This is a genomic window from Zhenhengia yiwuensis, from assembly GCF_014384995.1.
Lineage (GTDB): Bacteria > Bacillota > Clostridia > Lachnospirales > Cellulosilyticaceae > Zhenhengia > Zhenhengia yiwuensis.
The window spans coordinates 1-22,910 of record NZ_JACRSY010000042.1 but is presented as its reverse complement, the minus strand read 5'-3'; the positions used below and the strand labels follow the sequence as shown (position 1 = coordinate 22,910).

The 22,910-nt window shown below is 37.3% G+C and carries 24 protein-coding genes; 1 reads left to right on the top strand and 23 read right to left on the bottom strand.

Going from position 1 to position 22,910, the window contains the following annotated elements; all coding sequences use genetic code 11:
• Positions 1 to 255 precede the first annotated feature (255 nt).
• From H8718_RS17345 to trmL, 23 genes are all read right to left on the bottom strand, one after another.
• Positions 256 to 651 carry a DUF5301 domain-containing protein gene (locus H8718_RS17345; protein ID WP_249334099.1) on the bottom strand — a complete coding sequence of 132 codons (396 nt, stop codon included), beginning with the start codon at positions 649 to 651 and terminating at the stop codon, positions 256 to 258.
• A gap of 32 nt (positions 652 to 683) precedes the next feature.
• The gene (locus H8718_RS17340) at positions 684 to 1,790 is read right to left on the bottom strand and encodes an AAA family ATPase (RefSeq protein ID WP_249334098.1); all 1,107 of its coding nucleotides are present in this window, start codon (positions 1,788 to 1,790) and stop codon (positions 684 to 686) included.
• Positions 1,783 to 2,541 carry a DUF6414 family protein gene (locus H8718_RS17335; protein WP_249334096.1) on the bottom strand — a complete coding sequence of 253 codons (759 nt, stop codon included), beginning with the start codon at positions 2,539 to 2,541 and terminating at the stop codon, positions 1,783 to 1,785. Before H8718_RS17335 ends, H8718_RS17340 begins: the two co-directional genes overlap by 8 nt.
• A gap of 85 nt (positions 2,542 to 2,626) precedes the next feature.
• Complete coding sequence (locus H8718_RS17330; protein ID WP_249334095.1) at positions 2,627 to 2,848, bottom strand: hypothetical protein; 222 nt, start codon at positions 2,846 to 2,848, stop codon at positions 2,627 to 2,629.
• Positions 2,849 to 2,983 carry a DUF3789 domain-containing protein gene (locus H8718_RS17325; protein WP_249334093.1) on the bottom strand — a complete coding sequence of 45 codons (135 nt, stop codon included), beginning with the start codon at positions 2,981 to 2,983 and terminating at the stop codon, positions 2,849 to 2,851.
• A gap of 12 nt (positions 2,984 to 2,995) precedes the next feature.
• On the bottom strand, positions 2,996 to 4,192 hold the full coding sequence (mobT, locus tag H8718_RS17320) for a MobT family relaxase (RefSeq protein ID WP_249334092.1): 1,197 nt from the start codon (positions 4,190 to 4,192) through the stop codon (positions 2,996 to 2,998).
• 245 nt (positions 4,193 to 4,437) lie between these two features.
• Positions 4,438 to 4,842, bottom strand: a complete 405-nt coding sequence (locus H8718_RS17315; RefSeq protein WP_249334091.1) for a hypothetical protein — start codon at positions 4,840 to 4,842, stop codon at positions 4,438 to 4,440.
• 10 nt (positions 4,843 to 4,852) lie between these two features.
• The gene (locus H8718_RS17310; protein ID WP_249334090.1) at positions 4,853 to 6,232 is read right to left on the bottom strand and encodes an FtsK/SpoIIIE domain-containing protein; all 1,380 of its coding nucleotides are present in this window, start codon (positions 6,230 to 6,232) and stop codon (positions 4,853 to 4,855) included.
• A gap of 100 nt (positions 6,233 to 6,332) precedes the next feature.
• Positions 6,333 to 6,875 (bottom strand): DUF3795 domain-containing protein, encoded by a 543-nt coding sequence (locus H8718_RS17305; RefSeq protein WP_249334089.1) that lies wholly within the window; start codon positions 6,873 to 6,875, stop codon positions 6,333 to 6,335.
• Between the two features lie 52 nt (positions 6,876 to 6,927).
• Positions 6,928 to 7,338 carry a DUF3795 domain-containing protein gene (locus H8718_RS17300; protein ID WP_249334088.1) on the bottom strand — a complete coding sequence of 137 codons (411 nt, stop codon included), beginning with the start codon at positions 7,336 to 7,338 and terminating at the stop codon, positions 6,928 to 6,930.
• A gap of 101 nt (positions 7,339 to 7,439) precedes the next feature.
• Positions 7,440 to 7,823 carry a YdcP family protein gene (locus tag H8718_RS17295; RefSeq protein WP_249334087.1) on the bottom strand — a complete coding sequence of 128 codons (384 nt, stop codon included), beginning with the start codon at positions 7,821 to 7,823 and terminating at the stop codon, positions 7,440 to 7,442.
• 15 nt (positions 7,824 to 7,838) lie between these two features.
• Entirely contained in the window at positions 7,839 to 8,165 is a 327-nt protein-coding gene (locus tag H8718_RS17290; RefSeq protein WP_249334086.1) for a YdcP family protein, read from the bottom strand.
• A 238-nt stretch (positions 8,166 to 8,403) separates the two neighbouring features.
• Positions 8,404 to 11,076 carry an MSCRAMM family protein gene (locus H8718_RS17285; RefSeq protein WP_249334085.1) on the bottom strand — a complete coding sequence of 891 codons (2,673 nt, stop codon included), beginning with the start codon at positions 11,074 to 11,076 and terminating at the stop codon, positions 8,404 to 8,406.
• Positions 11,077 to 11,318: 242 nt separating this feature from the next.
• Positions 11,319 to 12,686: a 23S rRNA (uracil(1939)-C(5))-methyltransferase RlmD gene (gene rlmD / locus H8718_RS17280; protein WP_249334084.1), complete on the bottom strand. Its 1,368-nt coding sequence runs from the start codon at positions 12,684 to 12,686 to the stop codon at positions 11,319 to 11,321.
• 1 nt (position 12,687) lies between these two features.
• A complete protein-coding gene (locus H8718_RS17275) occupies positions 12,688 to 13,224 on the bottom strand; it encodes a CRISPR-associated protein Cas4 (protein ID WP_177671111.1) in 537 nt (178 codons plus the stop codon).
• On the bottom strand, positions 13,212 to 13,493 hold the full coding sequence (locus H8718_RS17270) for a hypothetical protein (RefSeq protein WP_177671112.1): 282 nt from the start codon (positions 13,491 to 13,493) through the stop codon (positions 13,212 to 13,214). The genes H8718_RS17275 and H8718_RS17270 overlap by 13 nt, the downstream gene beginning before the upstream one ends.
• Positions 13,490 to 14,428 (bottom strand): 3'-5' exoribonuclease YhaM family protein, encoded by a 939-nt coding sequence (locus tag H8718_RS17265; protein ID WP_249334083.1) that lies wholly within the window; start codon positions 14,426 to 14,428, stop codon positions 13,490 to 13,492. Before H8718_RS17265 ends, H8718_RS17270 begins: the two co-directional genes overlap by 4 nt.
• Before the next feature lie 89 nt (positions 14,429 to 14,517).
• Positions 14,518 to 15,927, bottom strand: a complete 1,410-nt coding sequence (locus H8718_RS17260) for a S1C family serine protease (RefSeq protein WP_249334082.1) — start codon at positions 15,925 to 15,927, stop codon at positions 14,518 to 14,520.
• A 104-nt stretch (positions 15,928 to 16,031) separates the two neighbouring features.
• A complete protein-coding gene (locus H8718_RS17255) occupies positions 16,032 to 17,516 on the bottom strand; it encodes a sensor histidine kinase (protein ID WP_177671115.1) in 1,485 nt (494 codons plus the stop codon).
• On the bottom strand, positions 17,468 to 18,157 hold the full coding sequence (locus H8718_RS17250) for a response regulator transcription factor (protein WP_177671116.1): 690 nt from the start codon (positions 18,155 to 18,157) through the stop codon (positions 17,468 to 17,470). Before H8718_RS17250 ends, H8718_RS17255 begins: the two co-directional genes overlap by 49 nt.
• A gap of 15 nt (positions 18,158 to 18,172) precedes the next feature.
• The gene (locus H8718_RS17245; protein ID WP_249334081.1) at positions 18,173 to 20,572 is read right to left on the bottom strand and encodes an endonuclease MutS2; all 2,400 of its coding nucleotides are present in this window, start codon (positions 20,570 to 20,572) and stop codon (positions 18,173 to 18,175) included.
• A 122-nt stretch (positions 20,573 to 20,694) separates the two neighbouring features.
• Complete coding sequence (locus H8718_RS17240) at positions 20,695 to 21,390, bottom strand: C40 family peptidase (RefSeq protein ID WP_177671118.1); 696 nt, start codon at positions 21,388 to 21,390, stop codon at positions 20,695 to 20,697.
• An 82-nt stretch (positions 21,391 to 21,472) separates the two neighbouring features.
• The gene (gene trmL / locus H8718_RS17235) at positions 21,473 to 21,961 is read right to left on the bottom strand and encodes a tRNA (uridine(34)/cytosine(34)/5-carboxymethylaminomethyluridine(34)-2'-O)-methyltransferase TrmL (RefSeq protein ID WP_177671119.1); all 489 of its coding nucleotides are present in this window, start codon (positions 21,959 to 21,961) and stop codon (positions 21,473 to 21,475) included.
• A gap of 292 nt (positions 21,962 to 22,253) precedes the next feature.
• Between trmL and H8718_RS17230 the strand changes: the two genes are divergently transcribed.
• A complete protein-coding gene (locus tag H8718_RS17230) occupies positions 22,254 to 22,775 on the top strand; it encodes a GNAT family N-acetyltransferase (RefSeq protein WP_177671120.1) in 522 nt (173 codons plus the stop codon).
• Positions 22,776 to 22,910 lie beyond the last annotated feature (135 nt).

Sequence of the window (22,910 nt, the reverse complement as noted above, 5' to 3'; positions counted from 1 at the left end):
AGGAAGACCACTTTTACGACACTCCATAATACGTGATGTCCAAAGATTTATTTTTTCTTGACTGGTCTTTCTCAATAAGAGTACCTCCTTATTTCAAATAGAGTTAGAGTAAAAGACTCCAAAACAATGAATGTCTTGGAGTAATTATCTCATTAATAAGGAAGTATGGAAATATACTCAGTTATTAACCGCTTACTGTAAATGTTCCATATAAAGTTGTTAAACTGAAATTTGTCACTCTACACAAACATCAAGCTATTCTGCTTCTTGTAGTTGTTCATACTGTTTACTACCAATTTCATAGATACCTTGATAAGGCTGTTCGATATAATATTTTCCATTGTCTTCATAGGCAAATAATGTGCTTGTATCTGTACCTGTTTTAAATTGAATGTCAATTTTGATATAACATTCAACTTGTGGGACATCTTGGACACTTTCCTTGCGAGTTGGTTTGGAATTGGAAATATTGGAAAGCATATTACTTATCCAGAATTTATCTAAATGATTTTCTGTCTTTCCTGCAACTGTTACATCAACAGATAATATGTTTTCTGCTTTAGGCAACGTGATAGGGTCAGTCTTTTTCCCACATGCAGTTAAAGTTAAAATACAAATCAAACATAAAAACAATGAAATATATTTTTTCATAATTCTACCGCCTTTCTCTTGGTAATAAATATTTATTTCTTTATTCTACTTAAAATGGTTGATAATGCAAAAGTATTCTCAATAATATGCTGTATCTGTCTTACGTTATCACATTGTGTATATGATTCTTCCAATCTTTGCTTTGTTGCTTCGTTTAAGTGGTAGTTGAAATCTTTTTCATATTTTTCAAATGTTATTTGTCCAATTCTCATTTTTGATTCAACACTTAAATCGTTGAAATGAATAATCTTATCAAAACGATTATAAATTGCACTACCTAAATTGTCTTCAATATCTTTTAAATCTGTATAATTTGAAGTACATATTATAATGGATTTATTTAGCGTTAGATAATAGTTCTGGTCTTCATAAATACCTTCATCAAAAAGTTGATAAAATGCACTATGGAAAGATGGATGTGCTTTATCAAATTCATCAAGTAGCAAGACATTAGATTTTCTATCTAATAAATCTTTTGCAAAACTTTTTTCGTAATGTGCACCTCCAAATAGATATGTAGCAAATTGATTGTTCTGATACATTGAAAATTGTTTTCTAAATATCGGTTCACCTATAATTTTAGCTAAATATTTTGCTGTTTCTGTCTTTCCAATTCCAGATTCTCCATAAAACAATAAAACTACAGGTTTTTGTCTATATTTCATAGTAAGAGGAAAAAGGGCTTGCAATAATTCAAGTTTGACATCTTCCTGTCCTATAATTTTATTATCGTATTCTTCATTTATTTTAAGCAAATGAGAAGTTGTTAATTGTTTATATTTTTGATATTTCACTTCTGCTTTCGGATACAATCTAATAATTTGTTCGCTTATTTGAAGTGGTGGATTCTGAATATACAAATTTTCCACGTCAAACTTAGCAAGGAAGTTAATAAAATTTGTAATAACATGTTCTCGAACCCCAGCATATTCATCTGAACTAATAACAAAGTTTTTTACAAATATTTTCTCTTCCTTTTCTTCTTTCGGATATTCGCCACTTTGAGTTGGTATCACCAATTTCATGATTTTTCCGTCTTTATCAGATTCATAAACTAAATCCGTTAAATTTCTATATTCTTTTGGGATAATTTGATTGAATTTTTCCTTTGAACCATAGTATATAATTACTTTATTCAATACTCATCACCCCTGCCAGCACAATATCATAAACATCTAAAAGCTTTATCGAAGACCTACTTGTTTCTCCAATTACAATTTCTTTAACATTAGTAGATGATTTTATTTCAAATTCTTTTTCTAAAGATAGTTGTTCTTTTGTGCATTGCCCCACTTTCACACCAAAATATGATAAATTCATTTTTGATAAATCAGCCAAACTATAATCATTCTTAAATGCATTTATATTAAATCTCAAAACACAAGATATCTCTTTTTCGCTATTTAAAAGCATTTGATAATATCCACGTTCGCCAAGAAGAGCATTATTAAGTCCTTCAAGGTCTATTGGAATTTGTTCTTTGGGTACAATATTTAAGTATGAACTATACATTCTATACATAGAAATAGAGTTTTCTGGAGCATAAACACCATCATTATGAAATTGACGAATATTTTTATCTTTACTTGCTATTGAAATATAATCTGTCAAAAGAGTGTTTGTGACAGTGCTTTTAATTAACTTGCTAGTGTTTGTATCAATGTTTGTATTAGCATTTCCGGATACAGAAGCTTTAATAAATGAAAATAAATTAAATCCGCCTTTAGCTTGCATATCAATTTCAGCAATCATTTTTGCTAATCTTTCTTTATTTTCTGTACTTGTCCAATCAATTTGTCCACCATTCTGTATAGTAATATAATCTGTTGCTGCTGTTTCATCAAAATAAACTACTTTCATCATCTTCGAACTTTTTGTGTTATTTGCCATTAGCATTCTCCTCTCAAATTTGTAATATTGTACTAATGGCATTATATCATTTAGTTGAGCATTTTACAAAAGAGTTACGTTCGAACTATGCCCCGATAATCTTGTTAAACAGCTCTAAGAGTACGTCTTTCACACCGCTGGCATTGAATACCAAGCCGACAGCAATAAGGGCAACTACCCAAAATCCAATTAGCTTTGAAAACTCACGCTTAAACCCTAAATAGATACCGATTACCACGATTGCCATAAGCACTAAGCTCTGTGCGTTGCTTAAAAACCATTGATACAAATTTTGCCCGAAATTCATTTAATTATCCTCGCTTTCTTTTAATTGTTTCATTTTATAGTCAACTTCTTTGCCGACACTCAAAATACACATCAATACTACGCCGATACCCATTCCCATAGATACCAGCAGGAAGTCTTTTACTAATTCCCACATTTTTTATCACTCCTAACGTTCCACCAAATCTTTTGCAGGGGTCGTCTGCTGTTTGATTATCATTTCATGTTTTTCACTCAAGGTTGCCTGCTTTTCGATAGTTTCCATGTAGTCTGTACCATTTCCCTTATCAATCTTTTTCAGCATTTTCAAGGTCGGTGCTACCTGCCTTTGTACCCAACGCAATGTACGGTCTAAGGTGTAAGGTTCTGGTTTTGTTGTAAGCTTCAGACTTTGCCGATTATCCCCGATAAACCAAGCCCAGCGGTCATTGAGTTTCCAGTCATTTTTTCGCTTGTCGGGTTCTTCATCAACAAACCGCACATACTGATTGATGATAGAAAATGCGGTCTGCTCTGCGTCATAATACGTCAGCAAATCTCGTACTGCATAATAGGCTCGTTCATTGCGAAGCCGTATTTCAAAACGGTTGATAATATCCGCTTCTTCCAGCGGTGCCCCTAACTTGACGTACTGCTCATAGTCTTTTTCATAGATACAGAAATACACATCTGATTTCAGCGAACCAAGATAAAGCGTACGTCCCATATATTCCCTGTCGTCCTCTCTGTGCTTGATAAGCTCGCCCGACTGATAAAACTTGTAACTTTTGGACTTTCCGATATATTCCCGTTTCCTGCATTTTTCCGCAAGCTCTGGAATATCCAAAATGCCCGTATGGTCGTTGATAGCAAGGTCGATACGCTTCATCACACCACCGTCTACAAGTACGTCCATAAGGAAGTCATACCAGCTTCTTTGCTGTGCCAGCAGGTAACTTTCAAACTGTCGGCAACCACGCCCTTTTAACTCTAAAAGGACACCTTTTTCTTCGTCAGCCGACGTATAGATAAAGATGTCCCCTAAAGAATAATGCTCCGTATAGCTGTAATGTCCATAATCTTCATGGAGCATATAATTGATATTCAGTTTTAATATATCTTTGATGATGTGCTGTATATCCAGCGTGGGAAAACGAATTTTCACATAATCAAACAGCATGGTAAGCGGTGCTTCTGGATTGAACCTTGTCAGTTCCTTATGCAGAGTATTAAGAAGTTCCTTTGACGGCTTCATTTTTCCGCTTTCTATCTTGTTGAGATATTCCCTTGTGATACCAGAAGCCACCGCCAGCCTGCCTTGGGAGATACCATAAGCAATCCGTTTCTCCCGTAATTCTTTTATCCATTGTTCTTCATTCAGAACCATACCCCCAATCTGTAAAGTGTGAAGATTTTTAAGGCGACTTCACAACTGAATTTTGTAAAAAAACCATGCCAAAAGCCTTATGTTTCCTATGTTTTTTGTCTATTGCCTATTTGCAAACGTACCCCTCTGTTAGATACCGAGGGGTTTCTCTGCTGGCGTGGCTAACGCCACACCAGCAACGGCTAGTCCGTGCCGTCGCCTTTCGCTTCGCACGTCGCCGTCCCGTCCTGCCTTGCTGTATGAACTTACATAACAGTATTCATACCAAGATACAAGACAACACAGTCTATATCTTCATTTCTGCATATTTCTAAGGCTTCGCTATCAAGTTCAAATTCATGTTGTGTATGCAGAAGCAAGGCTTTATCCATGACAATAAAATTGTAGCAAAATGTAACATTCAAGAATGACATTTCTTCGTCCAAAGGAATAGAAAATAACAGCGGTAATTCCTGCTGTTTGTTTTCAATTTTCTCTAAAATTTCTCTCATTTTTTCATGGAAACGCTCAAAAGGATATTCGTCCCATTTTTCAAAGTCGCTATTTGCGGTAAAGTCTAAATCAGCATAAAATTTATCAATGTTTAAGCAAATATCGATTGTAATTGCTTCTGATGTTTCATTCATTAGTTGCATTTGTAAATAACCCATAGTTATTCTTTCACTCCTTTTCTTGTTGTTCTGGCATGACTTGTCTTTCTTGTGCAAGCCTGCCGATTGTCTGTAAAAAATCATGTCCTTTCGGTACTAAAGGCGTGTAAAATTCACTTATGACGCTTGTTCCTACATCACAATAGCCACGCCCCTTGATACGTTTCTGGAAAAACTGTTTCTTCACATCAGAACCAAACAGCATACCGTAACCTAATTCACTGATACGCCCCAATCCCACACGGAAGTTGAAATTATCTCTGATACCGTCCGAGAAATATTTTGCGTCTGGACGCTGGCAGGCAACAATAAGGAAATATCCTGCTTGCCGTCCCAGCATGACGATTTTCTTTAGCTGGCTAAGTAAACTCACACTTTCTTTTGTCCCCAGCATTTCAAAAAATGCCACATATTCATCAAAGATAAGAAAGCAGGGTGGCAGTTCCAGATAGGCGTAGTTTTCGCCCGTCTTATAGTTTGGGTGTCGCTTCATTTCTTCGCTTCGTTGTACCATACCGTCATAAAAGGCATTGACGCAATCTATCATTTCTTCTTTTGTGTGATATACATTTCCCATGACTGTTCCCAAGTCCGCAAGGTCGCTGTTCTTTGGGTCTAAAATGTAGAGGATAGCGTCAGTATGCAGTAGAGCTTCAATGAGCGTCAGCAGGAAATAAGTTTTACCGCCACCCGTTCCACCAGCAATCAAGGCGTGAGGAAGTGCGTCATATTCCCACACAAGATTTTTCATCAGTCTAAGACAGCCGTTTTCTGCCCGTACTTCATCAATGGTAATGCGGTTCGCAATCATATCATAAAGCAGAGTGTATTCGATATAACCGTCATGTAAGGTCTTGTCGGTCAGCTCACAATACAAGCCACTTTCCAGCTTGTCCTCTAACCGTAAAAGCTGGTCTTGATACTTTCCCAGCGTAATTTCACAGCGGATATGAAGCAGTCCCTTTTCCATTTGATAGTAAATCTTTGGAAACCAGACGATTTTTTCCCTTGATCTGCTTTGCAGGTCAGTGAAAAATCCGTCATTTTGAACGGTGTCGGCTTCATACCACTTGTTTTCCAGCACCATTCTTGCCAGCTTTTGACGGTGCAGGAGCTTCTTGAAACTATCGTAACAGAAGCGGTAATACAGAAAAGCGACCAATGCACAAACACCAGTCGCTATCAGTATGGTTATGAAGTTGTAAGGGGAAAGCGTCAAGCCGTTCTCTAACAAGCTGATATGCTCCCAATCGGTACGCATGAGCTGTTTAATATTCAGTAGCAGAAGAAACACCACGAATACAAACAGAAGCGTCCCTATGGAAAAATGGTAGACAAGGTGCTTGTCGCTGGCTCTGATACGGTGTCCTTTATTCCAAATCATTCGCATAAATCAATCACTCCTTTCTGGATATGAAAAAAGCAGTCAATCGTATAGACTAACTGCTTTGTGTGCATAGATATGAAGTTATCAAACTGGAATTTATAAACTACTTCTTCTTGATAAGTTTTAGTTTTATATTTCTTCTGTCGGCAATCTTTTGAAACACCTCTACCACATACAAACATTGTGTCTTAAATGGTAATGATGACAATTTATCATTGGATTGTATTTGTTTTATCGCTTCTTGTATCTCTGAAAGTTCTAATAAATTGACTGCCACACAAAAGAAATTTTTTCTGCGCCCATCATTATAGTTAGAAAGTAAGTAAGAAAGAATTTGTATTTTTTCCTGCTGTTCAAGATTATATTGCTCAATGCCTATGTTTTTCGCTCTTTCTAAATCTGCTTTTTGTCGTCTGCTCGTAATAAAAATATCATAGTCACCAATGTGTTGATATTTTTCACATGGGTATTGTTTGCATTCATAGCAATATTCAATCTTTCCATGTTCAAGACTGCATTTCGCAATTTTGCATGATTGATTACCATTACCACAACCGCCACAGTAATTTCCTAAAAGCATAGGGCATAGTCCGCAATTCAATCCGCAAAGAGAAAATAATTGATTTTTACGTTCAAACCCTTTCATAATATTAGTCTCCTAACTTCCGATTTCTACAATTCTAAAAACTGGGATTTTGCTATTTCATTTTTTCTTGACACTCGCTACATTCTCTATCGTGAATAGAAATAATCCCACCACATTTAGAACAAGTATATTTTATTTTCTGTTGTTCCACGAAATGCTCCAAATCATGTTCTTGAACAAATCGGCTATTTTCTATAAGACTTGCTTGATATCGTTTGTTATAGCTTTTTTCAAGATTTTTAATCAACTTACATGGATATTCAGTACATTCAAAACAATAGGATAACGCTTTTGCTTTGATACAGTCCTTTATTTTGCATTTACGACAATGCTCAGGCTTCCCTTTATCACTATTCAAACACCCAGCACAAGGTTCTTTATGGTAACAGTGCTTATAACAAACTTTACAATTCATTCCACATGGAGCAAACATACTTACATCAATTTTTTCTGGCATTTTCAATCTTATCTACTCCTTTCGGTAACTTCTAATTTGCCCGTTTCTTTATATCCATATTATAACAGTTCTCTATAACCTCTACAATGAAAATCTAGTTAGCAAGTCTATTTTTTCGGTTGTCCCTGCGGATTGTTGTTCTGTGGATTGCCTGCGTTCTGATTGCCTTTATTCTTCAACACAATATCCTCTGCCTTTACATACCAGTCCACATCTGCACCCGTATAGGTCTTTCTTGATACGGTATCTGCTACGGGATTGACAAGTTCCACAACTGCATTGTAAGGAAATTCCCTTATTGGTACTTCTGGCGGTACAGACACGGGGATAATTCCACCATGCAGACTGCACTTCAAATCATAGATACGCTTTTTAAGCTGGGTACTCGGTGTCCCGTCCTCATTCTGCAAGAACACATCACGCACCGCTGTAAATTTTAATTCTCCAAATGTTTTCTCTCTGTCAATGACAAACCCGTTTGATAATCTCATAATTTCTTCACTCCTTTACTTTTCTTCAACTGCTACAATATCATCAGCAAGCAACACATAATCGGTATGTCCCATATCCCCGATTGCGTAACCTCTGCCATATAGCTTTGGATTGACAAGTTTTACTTTCTGTTCATACTTAAAATGTTTTTCGCCAGCCTGCACGGGAATTTCCACCACAACATTTTCGCCTTTCTGTACGTCAGAATAAAGATTATAGCTTCGTCTGGCTAAGACTCTGCGGTTATTTTTATCCCTTTCAAAAATAGGCTCGCTTTCGCCTGCAAATTCAAGAGTTCCAAAAGACTGTGCCATGTTCGGCACTACATATTTCATTTCCATAGTGTTTTACCTCGCTTCTTTCTATTTTTGATAAGTTTGTTGATAGTGATTTCTTATTCTGGCAGTTAAGGAAGTACCATCAATCCCACAGATAGTAAAGGGTAAACGAAATGCTTACGCACCCTTGACTATCCGCGTGCTTGCAGGCAAGTAGCAGACAAGCCAGAATAAGAGGAAGTCTGCCGTTTGACAGCTTCGGCGGAGAACGTGATTTTTCTTTCATCATACCGTTACCGCCTTATGATTTCTTCGTTTTACGGCGTTTATAGAAGAAGATACCTGCTAGTCCAGCACCAGAAGTTAGTAATAATGCAAGCAGTCCGTAAAGGTTGGTGCTGTCGCCCGTTTTGGGACTGTCTGTTTTCTTTGGTGTATCGGGTGTCTGTGGTGTTTCTGGTTTCTCTGGTTCTTTCGGTTCTTCGGGCGTTTCTGGTACTTCTTTGATAGTAACCGTCTGTCCGTCGTCCTCAATGTCTTTATGTTCGGCAACTTTCACTGGTTCGTCTGGATTGCTTAAATCGTATAATTCCTCAAAGGTAACAAGGTTCTTGCCACCTAAAGCAGACGCATTGAATGTATAGGCGATTTCCACTTTCATAGCTTCATCATCAGCTACAAATGTATAGTCGTTTTCTACACGTTTCCCGTCAATGATAAGCTCTGCATTTTCTTCTTTTAACATCTGCCAGCCTTTTAACTGATACTTTGTACCTTTTACAAGCCCGTCCAATTTGACCGTATCAACGATTGTAACTTCTTTTCCTGCAAGGATTGCCTTTTCGCCGTCCTTGCTGGTTGCTGTGGTATGAATAGAGATTTCTTTTTCGTATTCATCAGTCAATGTACCTAAATCAATCACACGGTTATTTCTTGATACTACGATTTCAAATGGTGGGATAAGCTCAAAGCCCTTATTGCTTTCACATCTTAATTCTTCAATGATGTAAGTATCATAAGGCAACGCACCTTTGCTGTCGTCTGGTTCAGAAGTTCCAAACCATACACCGTCCTCGCTGGTTTTTCCTGCGTTGGTATTGTGCTTATGAGAAGCCCAGTCAGAAGAAGTAGAGAACTGTCCGTTATCATCAGTTACCACAACATGACTTTCGCCCGTCGTCTTGCTTGTGATCCTAAAGGGAACATCAGCAAGACGCTTGTGTGTGCCTGCACCGATTTTTACGCCCTCAATATCGCCACGCTTAATCTGGTTATAGATAGAGTGGGCTTCGTCAGTTAAATCCACGATTTTTCCATTTTCTGTGATAGAGAAGTCAATCGCTTTTGCACCGTCTGTCAAGTAACCGTCTGGACTTTTGCTTTCTTCGATACGGAAATTTCCATAAGGTAACAAATCAGCAGAAGTAGAAGCGATACCCTCAATATCGGTATGGATTGTTTTTACCACTTCATTTTTCTTGTATAACTTGCCCTCAACCAATACTGAATTATCATTTAAGGAAATGATTTCAAAGGCAGTATCTTTCAATGTGGCACTTCCTTGTGGTTTGGTATCGCTCGTTTCTAAATCTCGTTTCTGGATTTTCACACCGCCACGAATGACTTTATCTGATACATAAAACTGGTTACTTCCCGTCAATACGGCAAGGTCCCCGTCCTCTGTAATCTGTGTTACATATAAGCCTTTTATCTGTTCGGACTTGTCGCCAGCCTGCATATATGCACCGTCCAATAAGTAACCGTTTGGAGCTTTTGTTTCCTCAACGGTCAGCGTTCCTAAAGGAAGAACCGCTTTTCCGTCCTGCATATAGAAGCTGTCGCCAGCTATTTTGTATGCGTCCGCTAATTTTGTAACATAATGGGTTGTACCGTCGCTGTCTTTTTCAGAGATTGTCTTTGTTGTCCATGTACGAGTAGCTTCGGCAGGGAGATTGTCTTTGTTATAGAAGCCAGCATAATACTTCCATGTAAACTCCGCACCCTCTAAAGAAGCGTTCCCTTGTGGGTTGTCTTTCTGTGTTTCCATGTCAATCTTGAAAAGCTCAATCAAGGTATCTGTAACCTTTGGTGTATCAGATACTTTCAAAGTCGCTGTTTTTCCAAATTCTACCTTTAAAGAATAGACAGTATCATCAACCTTATAGCCTGCTGGTGCAGATAATTCTTTGATATAGACTGTATCAGCTTTGACTTCTACAATCTCTGTATTTCCCATTTCATCAGTCGTAAGTGTGGCAAGCTGTTTGTTGCACTCTTTATCAGCAAAGATACCATAAGTCGCACCAGCGATTGAATAATTGGCGTTGCCCTCTGTAATACTGGCATTACTGGAAGTCTTTTGAAGTGTGGCATTTCCGACATTTAAGTTCGCCCAGAATTGCCCTAATTCCTGCCCCTCGCCAGAGTAGATATAACCGCCACATTCATAGCGTCCTTTATTCTCTTTGACAAAGGCTCTTGCACCAGCGAAAACTTCGTCCTGCGTAGCCTTTGGAATTTCATCATAAGAAGCTCGCACGTTATCACATTGCCAGCCAAGATGTACGCTTAATCTCTGCCAGACAACAAGCTGTCTTAAAAGGTAGGCGTGATTTTTGCTTATTTCGCTGTGGCTGTCTGTGTACTGTTTCACATATTCGATAGATAAGGCAACATCGCTTATCTGGTCGGCAGTCATGCGTGAGCTTGCGTCAACTCTTGTCTTATAGCCATTTTTAAAATCGGTGTTAATGTCGATACAGTAAGCGTCCTCGCCCTCAACGGTCAAATGTCCCTCGTTAAAGGTAGAACCAATCGAACCGTCATTCATTACTTTTTCAACGATACCGACACGCTCATTTGATTGCGTCCAGTATTGCTTACTTTCCGCATGAACGGGTGTACTCGGTAAAGTGGTAACGACAGTCGCTAAGGCAAGTACGCCCGTATACAATCGTTTCAATATCTTTTTCATAAATCTAATGCTCCTTTCATTTTGGGTAAAAAAATAGACGCTCATTTCTGAACGTCTTACATTAAATAGGGATACTTTTTACAAGTACCCCTCAAAGTTGAATATTTAGTTTCTTGTGTTCCCACACTCTATATCAACTACTACTGAAACATTAATATAGTTTTTTATCTCCTTATTTCTGATTTTATCGCCCTCACTCGTAAAGACGATATGCTTGAAAAAATGCCTAAAATTAAGGATTTCTACATAGTTCGTCTTTGTAGCAACACACAAGTCTCCACATGGGTTGTCTCTGGGAACATATCCACTGGTTGTACCTTTTCTACTTTATAGCCATTTCCTACTAGATATCCTAAATCTCTTGCAAGGGTTGCAGGGTCACAGGATACATATACGATTTTCTCTGGGGCCATTTTAATAAGTGTTTCAAGAAGGGCTTCGTCGCAGCCTTTGCGTGGTGGGTCTACTACGATTGTATCGGCTACAAGCCCCTCTTCGTACTTAGCCGGAATGACTTCTTCTGCTTTCCCGACGAAGAACTCTGCATTGGTAATGCCGTTAAGCTCTGCATTGGCATTGGCATTCTCGATAGCAGGGGCTACGATTTCTACGCCATATACCTTCTTAGCTTTTTGTGCTAGGAAAAGTGAAATACTTCCTGTCCCACAGTAGGCATCCCATACCGTTTCATTCCCTGTAAGCTCTGCATACTCTAATGCTTTGTCATAGAGTACTTTAGTCTGCACTGGATTCACTTGGAAGAAGGAAAGGGCTGAAATCTTAAATTTTAAATCCCCAATTGTATCAATAATATAATCTCGGCCTTGGAGCACTTTGATCTCATAACCCAGAATTACATTGGTCTTAGCTTTATTCATGCTTAACACAACACTTGTAATGCCTTCTACGGCTTCAAGTGCTTTTAAAAAGGCCTCTGTATGTGGCAGGCTGTCTCCATTTATGACAAGGCATACCATCATTTCCCCTGTGAAGAATCCAGTGCGCACCATTAAATGCCTTACAAGGCCTGTATGCTTTTCTTCATCATAAATAGAAATATTATGTGTCTCTAAAAAGTTTCTAACAATCTTAATAACCTGTTCGCATCTTGCATCTTGGATACCACAGCTTTCCCAGTCAACAACGCGGTGACTACGGCTTGCATAAAAACCGATTTGTACCTTGCCATCTTCCTTACGAATTGGGTACTGTGCCTTATTACGGTAGTGAGCTTGATTTTCCATACCGAGTGTAGGCAGCACTTCTATATCTTTTAAGCCTCCAATACGTGTAAGAGCATTGTATACTTTATTTTGTTTCCACTCTAACTGCGCCTTGTAAGAAAGGTGTTGAAGCTGACAACCCCCGCACTTCTTAGATACAGCGCAGTAAGGCTCTCTTCTAAGAGGCGAAGGCTCTATTACTTCTTCAACCTTACCGTAAGCTAGGTTCTTTTTCACTTTAAGTATTTTCACTTTAAGTTTATCACCTGTTACAGCATCCGGTACAAAAATGACCAATTCATTAAGCTTCCCAATGCCTTCTCCATTCGTCCCTATATCTGTAATCTCTATTTCATAAATGTCGTTTTTCTTCACTGTTTCGTTCATTCTAATCCTCTTCCTCACATTCGCAGACTGTATACTGGCAAATGCAATTTTTACATTTCAAGTAATTCTTAGTCGTCCTGGCTCCACCATATTCATCGAGCATATCTCGCATTTGTGCAAGTACCTTTTTAAGCTGATTGCGATGCCTCCATGTATTACGTACTTTAAAGGTTTTATTACTATAAACCAGCCTACCATAAGGTGGTCTTGTGCCGTACGCTTCTTCTACTAAGATAAAATAGGCTAGAAGCTGCATCAAGTCTCCTTCATGTGGCCAGTCTTCCTTAGCTTTCCCACTTTTGATTTCAAAAGGAATATACTGATTTCTAAACCATTTTTTAAAGATATAATCTGGTTTTCCTTGCAAATCCCACTCTTCTGATACTAAAAGTTTCCCCCCTGTTTCATCTGTATAAACAAGGCTAGCAAATTTTTCTCCTGTCTGTACCTTATGATATACCTTAATACTCGGTCTTAAAAGCACATATAAAAGTCCTAAAAAAACTGCTATTATACTTACAAAAACTACTGTATCCACTCAATCACCACTTTCATCACGCTAAGAACAATGATCAGCATAATGGCCCATCTTACATAACATAATAAACGGTATTTAAGATGATATCTTTTATGATGCTGCATCCCCTTTTCAAAGTTGGATTCATGGCTACTGCTTTCTATGCCTAAAGCCTTATACTGCTCATTAAGGGCTTTAGTGCCATAGATTCTTTTGTAATACCATTGGTTCGGGCAGTACATAAAGCGGTTGATTTCATTAGCTGAAATACGTGTTTCGCTTTTTCTCATAAAATAGTACGCCTCATATTACGATTTAAAATTTTATGATAGCCTAAATTCTTCTCATTTTCATCTGTTGCCTGAAGAAGTTCTTCAAACATTTTAAGCTTAGAGTCTGCATTATCTGCAAGGTGTACAATCATCGCTTCTATACATTTTGGACGCTTTGGTGAACCATATTCATATTCACCATGATGGGCGAGTAGGATATGTTTTAAAATAATGCCTGCTTCCTTTGGAAAATCTGGAATTTCCCTACTTGCTTCAATCACTTTTTCAAGCCCTAAGATAAGATGCCCTAAAAGCTGTCCTTCATCTGTATAATCATTTTGTGGGAATGGTGAAAGCTCGTATAACTTCCCTATATCATGAAGTAAGCATCCTGCAATGACTAAGTCACGGTTCACCCCTTCATAAAGCCCTGACAAGTACACACCAATATGGGCTACATTGATTGTATGCTCTAAAAGTCCACTAATGTAAGCATGATGTACACTTTTCGCTGCTGCTGCTAGCATAAAGTCTTTATAGACCGCTTCATCACAGAAAATATTTTCAAGCAGCTGTCTAATAGCAGGATGTTCTACCTGGTCGATTAACTCTAATAGGCTATTTTCAAGTTCCTTCACATCTTTACGCGTATGTGGGAGTAAGGTAGTTAGGTCATAACTGCCTTCTTCGGCTCTTCGAATTTTACCTACGTTAAGCTGAAGATTATCTTGATAGAGCACCACATCTCCTTCTACATAAACCACTTCATCGGCTAAAAAGCTTTCTATACCGGGATGAATGGACCAAATCTTCCCTTCTAAAAGACCTGATTCATCTTGGAGTTTAATCGTAATGTACTCCTTACCGTTTTTATTCTTAAGGATTTGTTTATATTTACACAGATAGTTCCCTTGCACTTTATCCTCTGGTTTTAATTCATTAATAAGGCTCATAGTATCCGCTCCTTTACTGCCTTACATTGTATCATAAATCTTTGCAATATAAAAGAATGCCGAGGGTGTCCTCGGCATTCTTTTTCAATTTATTGTACAGCTGGCTGTGCTTTTCCTTGAAGTTTTACATCTAGTGTAAGTTTTTGTGAACCACGTACTACTTTAACTTTCACTTGGTCCCCTACTTTTCTATCTAAAAGTAACTCCTTAAGTTCTTCCATCGTACTGATACGTTGTCCATCAAATTCAAGGATAACATCTCCTTGTTTAATACCTGCTACATCAGCACTTGTACCTGGCTGTACCTGTACAACCATAATCCCTACTGGAATATCCCAGTAATTACCGAGTTCTTCTGTAAGGTTTTCTCCTACAATACCAAGCACTGGTCTTGCAATGCTACCTGTTGTCATAAGCTCTTCTACAATCGGTTTAACGTCATTGATTGGAATCGCAAAGCCCATACCTTCAATTTCACTATCAACTAACTTAATCGTATTAATTCCAACAACTTCACCTGTTGGCCCTACCAAAGCGCCACCACTGTTACCAGGGTTAATGGCTGCATCCGTTTGGATTAAGTTAAGCTTTTGATCTGTTAAACTAATTTCACGGTCAAGGGCACTTACTACCCCTACTGTTACTGTATTTTCATAAGCCTCATCAATTGGTGTACCAATAGCCACGGCTAAGTCACCTACGCGAAGCTTGTCATTGTCTCCTAATATAGCTGGTTTAATTTGGCCTACAATATCAGCTGGAATATCTGCTTTATCTACAGCTACTACTGCAATGTCTGTTATGGTATCATACCCAACAATATTGGCTGGCACTTTTGAGTTCCCTAAGAATGTAACAGTAAGTGTAGTAGCTCCTTCAACAACGTGTGCATTAGAAATGATATACACTTTCTGATCATCTACCTTAAAGATAACACCTGAACCAAGTCCTTCTTGATTAAATTCCCCTGCCCATGTTGTTATAAGTTTATTATTTTTAATGGATACAACAGATGGCCCTACACTTTCTGCAATATCTGCAATAGAATTATTCACTGAAAGTGGTGTTACATACCCTGTTGACTGTGCATAAGGTGTTACTTCATTTTTTTCTGCAACTTCTCTTGTAATACCGTACTTGTCTTCATAGAGCTTATTTGCAAGAGGTGCTGTAAAAGCATAACCTGCGCCTAATGATACACCACCTACCATACTTACAATAACAAGCCCTGCTGCAAACTTACCGAAACCACCAGGCCCTTGTTTCTTACTTGCCTTACTTCCACGTTTCTTCTCTTTAATGGTTTCATGATAATAAGTCCCATTTGGCTCAATGTAAGGTGGAAGAGGAATATCTTTATTAGCTCTTGGCTGAGCTGTTTCCTTTGCATAAGTAGCTTCTTCTTGATTCATTTCATCTTCTGGCTTTGGCTCTGATGTATAAGGTACATCTATAATTGAATCTTGTTCATTAGGATTATTTAAGTTATTGTCTTGCATAACGTCGCCTCCATTTACAACTTCTTATCTTATGACTGTAGTATAGGGTTGCTTTTTGAATACTGTATTAACACATTGTAAAAAGAAGGTAGTATTATTTTGAACTAAATCTTAGAAAGTGTGAAATAAAATGTGACCATTTCACCTTCTTTAGAGATAATACCGAGTTCTTCATTATGCTGTTTCATGGTTTCTTTTACAATGACAAGACCTATACCCATGCCCTTTTTATCTTTACCTCTTGATAAATCAGCCTTATAGAAGCGTTCCCATATATTTTTTTGTTCTTCTTCTGGAATAGCCGGGCCACTGTTACGGATATAGACCCATATTTTATGTTGTTTAGCTACAGTCTCTACCTCAATTGTTCCCTGTTTGTTAACAAATTTAAACGCGTTATCTAATAAATTTTGAACAACTCTGGCTATTTTTTCAGGATCTGCAAACACCATCTGATCTTTTTTATCTAAAATCACATTGACCTTGACTTCTTTCTCTTTCGTAACCTGCTCAAAGTTATCTAAAAGGTCACGAATCATTTCATGAATGTCAAATTCCATCTTCTTAAGGGGCAAATTACCTTCTTCCATTTTATTCAGTTCTAAAATATCATTGGTCATCTTAATCATACGCTGTGACTCATTAAGAACAATGCGTAAATACTTCTCGTGCTTTTCGGGTGGGATTGTCCCATCTAAAATGGCTGTAACAAAGCCCTGTATAGACGTAAGGGGCGAACGCATATCATGAGATACATTGGCGATAAAGGACTTACGGTTAGCCTCTATCTTATCTAACTCTCCTGCCATATAGTTAAGAGAGCTACCTAGCTGACTGATTTCATCCTCTCCATCTATTGATACACGCTTTTCAAAGTCCCCATTAGCAATTTTCTTAGCAATTTGGTTCATTTGTTTAAGCGGTTTAGTCATCTGCTTAGACATAAAATAAATAAGTACAAAAATTATACTCGTTGTAATAAATACAGCCTTCATTAAAATATCACGTACTTCATCAATGATTTTCTGAATCTGAGGCATAGGTGTGTGAATAAAGAGTGCATATTCGATCTGATTACCAAGTATAATCGGATAGCCTACTGTGAGTACTGGTGTCGCAAAGTACTGCTCAAACCCTGTCTGCTGTGAAATAACATTGCCTTTAAACACTTCCTGAATGACTTCTGGGTTGGCAAGCTTACGGTCCATCATCATAGAATCCTGCTTGCCTGAAGCCACTACCATATTATAATCTCTGTCTACAATCCAAGTTGTCGCATCTAGATAGCTGTCTAATACTTCTACACGCAAGAAGACACGTTCTAACGTCTTTTGCAAAGATTGTTTCATACTTCCTACTTCTTGATACTCACTTGCAATCAGCTTCGCCTGCTTAATCATAATATTTTCTGTATAGTCTACATAGTATTTTTGAAAAGCATTCGAGAAGATCGCAAAGAAGAATATAAAAGTAACAACTAAAATACTTAGGTATAAAGTAAGTAGTTTACTAAATAAAGTTGGAAACAGAGATTTTCTCTTTATCTCTCGAACTTGTATCCTACTCCCCATACTGTTTTTATACTCCATGGATGATCACCTTCAAATTTATCTCTTAGCCTTTTAATATGCACATCTACTGTACGTGTATCACCTACAAAATCATAGCCCCAGATTTTGTCTAAAAGCTGCTCTCTTGTAAATACTTGTTTCGGATGACTTGCAAGGAAGTAAAGCACTTCAAGTTCCTTTGGTGGTAATTCTAATAAGTTACCTTGATAAGTTACTGAATAATTGTCTTTATCGACAATAAGGTCTTCGAGTACAATACGATTTTTCACCTCTATAGGCACTTCTTCATCTTTAATGGTTCTTCTTAGTACAGCTTTAACACGTGCAATAAGTTCTTTTGGATCAAATGGTTTTGAAATATAGTCATCAGCACCAAGTTCTAAGCCTAATACTTTATCAAATACATCACATTTAGCTGTGAGCATAATAATAGGTGTTTTGCTTGTGCGTCTTATAGCCTTACATACATCATAACCGTCCATTTCAGGTAGCATAACATCTAGTAAGATTAAATCTGGTTTATAAGTTTCATAAACTTCAACAGCTTGTTTACCACTGTATACTTCTTGTGTTTCATACCCTTCCTTTTGAAGGTATAGGGAAATTAGTTCTGCAATATTCGTATCGTCATCTACAACGAGAATTTTTGTCTTATTCATAAGTTTTCCTCCTTATTATTTAATTTCTACAACTGTTACACCCATTTCACCTTCACCATATAGACCTGGTCTATGTGAAGCAACATGTGGGTGGCGTTTTAGCATCTGCGTAACAGCTTGTCTTAAGGCACCTGTGCCTTTACCATGAATAATCGTTACTTGTTTAAGGCCTGAAAGGTAAGCATCATCTAAATATTTATCTACAATAGGTAGTGCCTCATCTACCATTAAGCCTCTTACATCTACATCTGTTTTAATGTTCATGGTTTTACTAATACGATGACTTACACCGCTATTTGTTTTAGGTTTATCTTTTTTAACTGGTTGAGACACAGCTTCTTCATCCATGCGTTGAAGATCTGTCAGTTTCACTTTAACAGGAAGAATCCCTACCTGTACAAGTACTTTACCACTGCTATCTGGTGCTTCTAAAATAACACCTGGCTGCATAAGGGTTGTAACCATAACTTTTTCACCTGGTTGAATATTTTTAGAAACCTTTTTGTGTCCTACTTTGCGCCCTACAGCTTTTTGCAGTTTACCCTGCATCTTAGTAGTCCCTTCTGTTAATTGCTTCTTAGCATCATGAAGACCTTTTTCATCAATAACAACTTGTGCCTGACGTGCTGCCTGACGTACTTCTTTTAACATATCATCAGCTTGCTTTTGTACTTCTTTTAAGAGGACATTCGCTTTCTCATTTGCACGTTCCATGATTTTTTGTTTAGATTTTTCAAGTTTTTTACGTTCTTTCTGGATTTCATCTTTTAAGCGTTCGGCTTCTTTTCTAAAGCCTTCTGCTTTTTCTTTTTCAATCTCAGACATACGTTTACTATATTCTAACTCTACTAAAATATCTTCCATTTTTACATTTTCTTTATGTAAAAACTGTTTTGCATCTTCAATAAGATGTTCTGGAAGTCCAAGCTTCATAGAAATGGCAAAAGCATTACTCTTACCTGGTACACCAATAAGTAACTTATAAGTTGGTCTTAAAGATTCTACATCAAATTCACAACTTGCATTTTCTACGCCCTCTGTTGAAACAGCATAGAGCTTAAGTTCGCTATAGTGTGTTGTAGCAACCGTACGAATTTGTTGCTTTCTTAAATGCTCTAAAATAGACATAGCTAAAGCTGCCCCTTCAATTGGGTCAGTACCTGAACCTACCTCATCAAGTAAAATAAGTGAATTAAGTGTCATATCATTTAAAATACGCACTAAGTTAGTCATATGAGCTGAGAAGGTACTTAAGCTTTGCTCAATACTTTGTTCATCACCTAAATCTGCAAAAACATCATCAAAGACATTAATCATACTTCCTTCACCTGCTGGAATCTGCATCCCTGCTTGTGCCATAAGTGTAAAGACACCTAATGTTTTAAGTGTTACGGTTTTCCCCCCTGTATTAGGTCCTGTAATAAGAAGAGTCGTAAACTGATCCCCTACATACACATCAATAGGCACAACTTCATTTTGATTAAGGAGTGGATGTCTTGCTTTTTTAAGATTAATATACCCTTTATTATTAAGTTTTGGCTCTCTTGCATCGATTTTAAGAGCAAATTCTGCTTTAGCAAAAATCACATCTAACGCTGTAATATTCTCATAGTTCATTAAAATAAATGGTGCTACATCTGCTACTAAATTCGTAAGGTTCGTTAAAATCTTTTCGATTTCATCCACTTCTTTCATATGAAGCCCTTTAAGGTTGTTGTTTAATTCTACAACTGCTACTGGCTCCATAAATACAGTTGAACCGGTTGAAGATTGGTCATGTACAATCCCCTTAAAAGCATTCTTATACTCCACTTTAACCGGTACACAGTAGCGGTCCTGACGCATCGTTACAACGGCCTCTTGAAGCATGTCCTGATATTTTGAAGAATAAATAATACTATGAAGGGTCTCACGGATTTTGCCATTAGCTGCTTTTATTTGCTTTCTAATTTGAGCAAGTTCAGGTGATGCATCATCTGCAATTTCATCTACTGCTACAATACAACGTGTAATTTCACGTTCTACATCAGGGTATACTGCTAAACTTTCAAAGTAACCTTCAAGAGCTGGCGACTTAACTTCTTCTACATCTTCCTTGTAATAACTTTTAAGGCGTCTACTTGTTCTTAGAATACTGGCTATATTAAGAAGCTCCCCACTGCTTAATATAGCACCTATTTCCACACGTTTTAGAGCTGTGCGAATCTCTTTTGTGCTGCCAAGAGGTGCTTTACCTTTTTTAACAGACATAGCTAAAGCCTCGGCTGTTTCTTGTTGAAGCTTTACAACTTCTTCATAGTCAGAGCTTGGAAGGAGTGCTTCTACACGTTCTTTACCGCTCTCCGTTACAGCGTGTGCTTTAAGCATTTCTTTTATCTTATGAAATTCTAATTTTTTTAAGGTTCTTTCATTCATAATCAATAACCCTCTATACTTTCTTCCTTTTATATCTCATTTTATCCTTATTATTACACATTTTTGAGCTTTTGAAAACAAAAAAAGAAGCTACTTGATAAGTAGCCTCTTTTCTTCATCCATTAAAGCACACGAATGGCTTTTACATAGTTACGTGTATAATAACCACTGCTTAGATTACTAACCGTCACACCTCTTGTACTTTCTGAGTGAATAAACTTGTCATCTCCCATATAGATACCCACATGTGAAATCTGACCATTATTGATACCTGTTGTATCAAAGAAAATAAGATCCCCTGTTCTTAATTCATTCTTACTGACTTCTTTGCCATCTAAAGCCTGCATATAAGAAACTCTGCTGATATCAATATCAAAAGCACCAAATACTTGTTGGGTAAAGCCTGAACAGTCTACACCACCCGTTAAGTTATTTCCACCCCATACATAAGGTGTACCTAGAAACTGTAAGCCATACTCTACAAGTTCTTCGCCTTTCACCTTAGCATAAGGAATAAGTTCTTCACGCTGCACCTCTATATACGTATTATACACCCAGCCTTCTCCGTTTTGTGTTAAAACCTTATACCATTCGTGGTTCTTGCCTACTACTTGAACAGGTTTATGGCTTACCTTCTCAATAACATCTGCATGTACATCTGGATGATTACGTATATTAACATTTTTTCCTACTATCTCGCCAGTCATACCAAGAGACTTAGGAAATAAACTTTGACTTCCACTATTAGCCGCATATACATTTACACATGTACATAAGATGAATCCCATTACAAGTATATGCCTCTTTAATGTTCTCATAGTTCCTCCTGAGTATAATTTTTCAAATACTGTTATATTATGATACAGCTTTATCCATTCTATACATCAAGAGATATTTTTCTTACCAATGAAGACGATGGAGCGCTCCTTCTGTCTGAAGCAGTTTAAAATCTGTCTGTCTTAAAGCCTCATAGAGAATAACGGCTACAGAGTTAGATAAATTAAGTGATCTTGCCTCTGGAATCATAGGAATACGTACACAGGTATCTGGGTACTTTACTAAAATCTCCTCTGGAATCCCTGCACTTTCTTTCCCAAACATAATATAGCTGTCTTCATCATACTTCACATCTACATGTGTATGTTGAGACTTGGTTGTAGCCATATAAATTTTAGGATAGTTATTCTTTTCTAGAAATTCCTCAAAGTTTTTATACGTTTTAACATCTAAAAGGTGCCAGTAATCAAGACCTGCACGCTTTAAAGCTTTTTCATCAATTGAAAAACCTAATGGCTCAATAAGGTGCAGTTTGGCACCTGTTGCTGCGCATGTACGCGCAATATTTCCTGTATTTTGTGGTATTTCTGGTTCATGTAATACAATATGCATAGCTATGCCTCCTTAGTTTCTATGCTCATTATAGTACACTTTATTTTCTTTTATCAAGTTCAATGGCACTATCTTCCCATTTTATGTCTTGTGCTGCCCTTAAAACACTTAAAGAATACAAAGTGTTTTCCATACTGGATATATTTCATACAATTCTCTCTCCAAAAAATCTATTAATTTTTAATATATTCTAAACATTATCTAATAGCGTTAAATCTATTTTCTAAGCATAATCTATGGCTTATCCACATATTATTTGTTAAAATAGACTTACCTAGAAGGAGGGACTGACATGGCGATTATTAGACCAGAACAAAAAGATGACTATACATCAATCTTTGCTGTACATCAATCTGCTTTCAATCGTACTATTGAAGCTGAGCTTGTTGACAGACTTAGAACAACTAATTACTACCATAGTGAACTTTCTTTAGTTGCAGAGGAAAACTCTGAAATTTTAGGACATATTCTTTTCACACGCGTTGTTATTAAAGATGGCAATAAAACTTATCCGGCCTTAGCGCTTGCGCCTCTAGGTGTAAAAGAAGACGCTCAGAAAAAAGGTATTGGGAGTTTACTTATTGAGGAAGGGCTAAAAAAAGCAAAATACTTAGGACATAAGCTCATCATTGTATTAGGTGATCCAAAATTCTATGGACGTTTTGGTTTTGAACCAGCTTCTCAATATGAAATTACACCACCTGCTAGCTTCCCAGAAGAAGCTTTTCTTGTGAAAAAACTTAGTCCTGAAGAATTAGACTTCAAAGGACAAGTTCTTTACCCTGTACAATTTAATATGGCTATAGAAAAATAAAAGGTGCTAATCAAACTGATATGCTCCCCTTAAGGTAGACAGTTTAAATAATAAAACTGTGGAGTTGTCAATAAAAAGTAGACACAAAGTTAAGTTGATTTTATGAATTTAATTCTTCAAATTGTGCAGGTGAAA

Bases quoted from the DNA above. Each gene is read 5' to 3' on its own strand.
- H8718_RS17345 (WP_249334099.1), bottom strand. From the start codon at position 651: ATGAAAAAATATATTTCATTGTTTTTATGTTTGATTTGTATTTTAACT.
- H8718_RS17335 (WP_249334096.1), bottom strand. From the start codon at position 2,541: ATGGCAAATAACACAAAAAGTTCGAAGATGATGAAAGTAGTTTATTTT.
- H8718_RS17330 (WP_249334095.1), bottom strand. From the start codon at position 2,848: ATGAATTTCGGGCAAAATTTGTATCAATGGTTTTTAAGCAACGCACAG.
- H8718_RS17325 (WP_249334093.1), bottom strand. From the start codon at position 2,983: ATGTGGGAATTAGTAAAAGACTTCCTGCTGGTATCTATGGGAATGGGT.
- mobT (WP_249334092.1), bottom strand. From the start codon at position 4,192: ATGGTTCTGAATGAAGAACAATGGATAAAAGAATTACGGGAGAAACGG.
- H8718_RS17315 (WP_249334091.1), bottom strand. From the start codon at position 4,842: ATGGGTTATTTACAAATGCAACTAATGAATGAAACATCAGAAGCAATT.
- H8718_RS17310 (WP_249334090.1), bottom strand. From the start codon at position 6,232: ATGCGAATGATTTGGAATAAAGGACACCGTATCAGAGCCAGCGACAAG.
- H8718_RS17305 (WP_249334089.1), bottom strand. From the start codon at position 6,875: ATGAAAGGGTTTGAACGTAAAAATCAATTATTTTCTCTTTGCGGATTG.
- H8718_RS17295 (WP_249334087.1), bottom strand. From the start codon at position 7,823: ATGAGATTATCAAACGGGTTTGTCATTGACAGAGAGAAAACATTTGGA.
- H8718_RS17290 (WP_249334086.1), bottom strand. From the start codon at position 8,165: ATGGAAATGAAATATGTAGTGCCGAACATGGCACAGTCTTTTGGAACT.
- H8718_RS17285 (WP_249334085.1), bottom strand. From the start codon at position 11,076: ATGAAAAAGATATTGAAACGATTGTATACGGGCGTACTTGCCTTAGCG.
- rlmD (WP_249334084.1), bottom strand. From the start codon at position 12,686: ATGAACGAAACAGTGAAGAAAAACGACATTTATGAAATAGAGATTACA.
- H8718_RS17270 (WP_177671112.1), bottom strand. From the start codon at position 13,493: ATGAGAAAAAGCGAAACACGTATTTCAGCTAATGAAATCAACCGCTTT.
- H8718_RS17265 (WP_249334083.1), bottom strand. From the start codon at position 14,428: ATGAGCCTTATTAATGAATTAAAACCAGAGGATAAAGTGCAAGGGAAC.
- H8718_RS17260 (WP_249334082.1), bottom strand. From the start codon at position 15,927: ATGCAAGACAATAACTTAAATAATCCTAATGAACAAGATTCAATTATA.
- H8718_RS17255 (WP_177671115.1), bottom strand. From the start codon at position 17,516: ATGGAGTATAAAAACAGTATGGGGAGTAGGATACAAGTTCGAGAGATA.
- H8718_RS17250 (WP_177671116.1), bottom strand. From the start codon at position 18,157: ATGAATAAGACAAAAATTCTCGTTGTAGATGACGATACGAATATTGCA.
- H8718_RS17245 (WP_249334081.1), bottom strand. From the start codon at position 20,572: ATGAATGAAAGAACCTTAAAAAAATTAGAATTTCATAAGATAAAAGAA.
- H8718_RS17240 (WP_177671118.1), bottom strand. From the start codon at position 21,390: ATGAGAACATTAAAGAGGCATATACTTGTAATGGGATTCATCTTATGT.
- trmL (WP_177671119.1), bottom strand. From the start codon at position 21,961: ATGCATATTGTATTACATGAACCAGAAATACCACAAAATACAGGAAAT.
- H8718_RS17230 (WP_177671120.1), top strand. From the start codon at position 22,254: ATGGCGATTATTAGACCAGAACAAAAAGATGACTATACATCAATCTTT.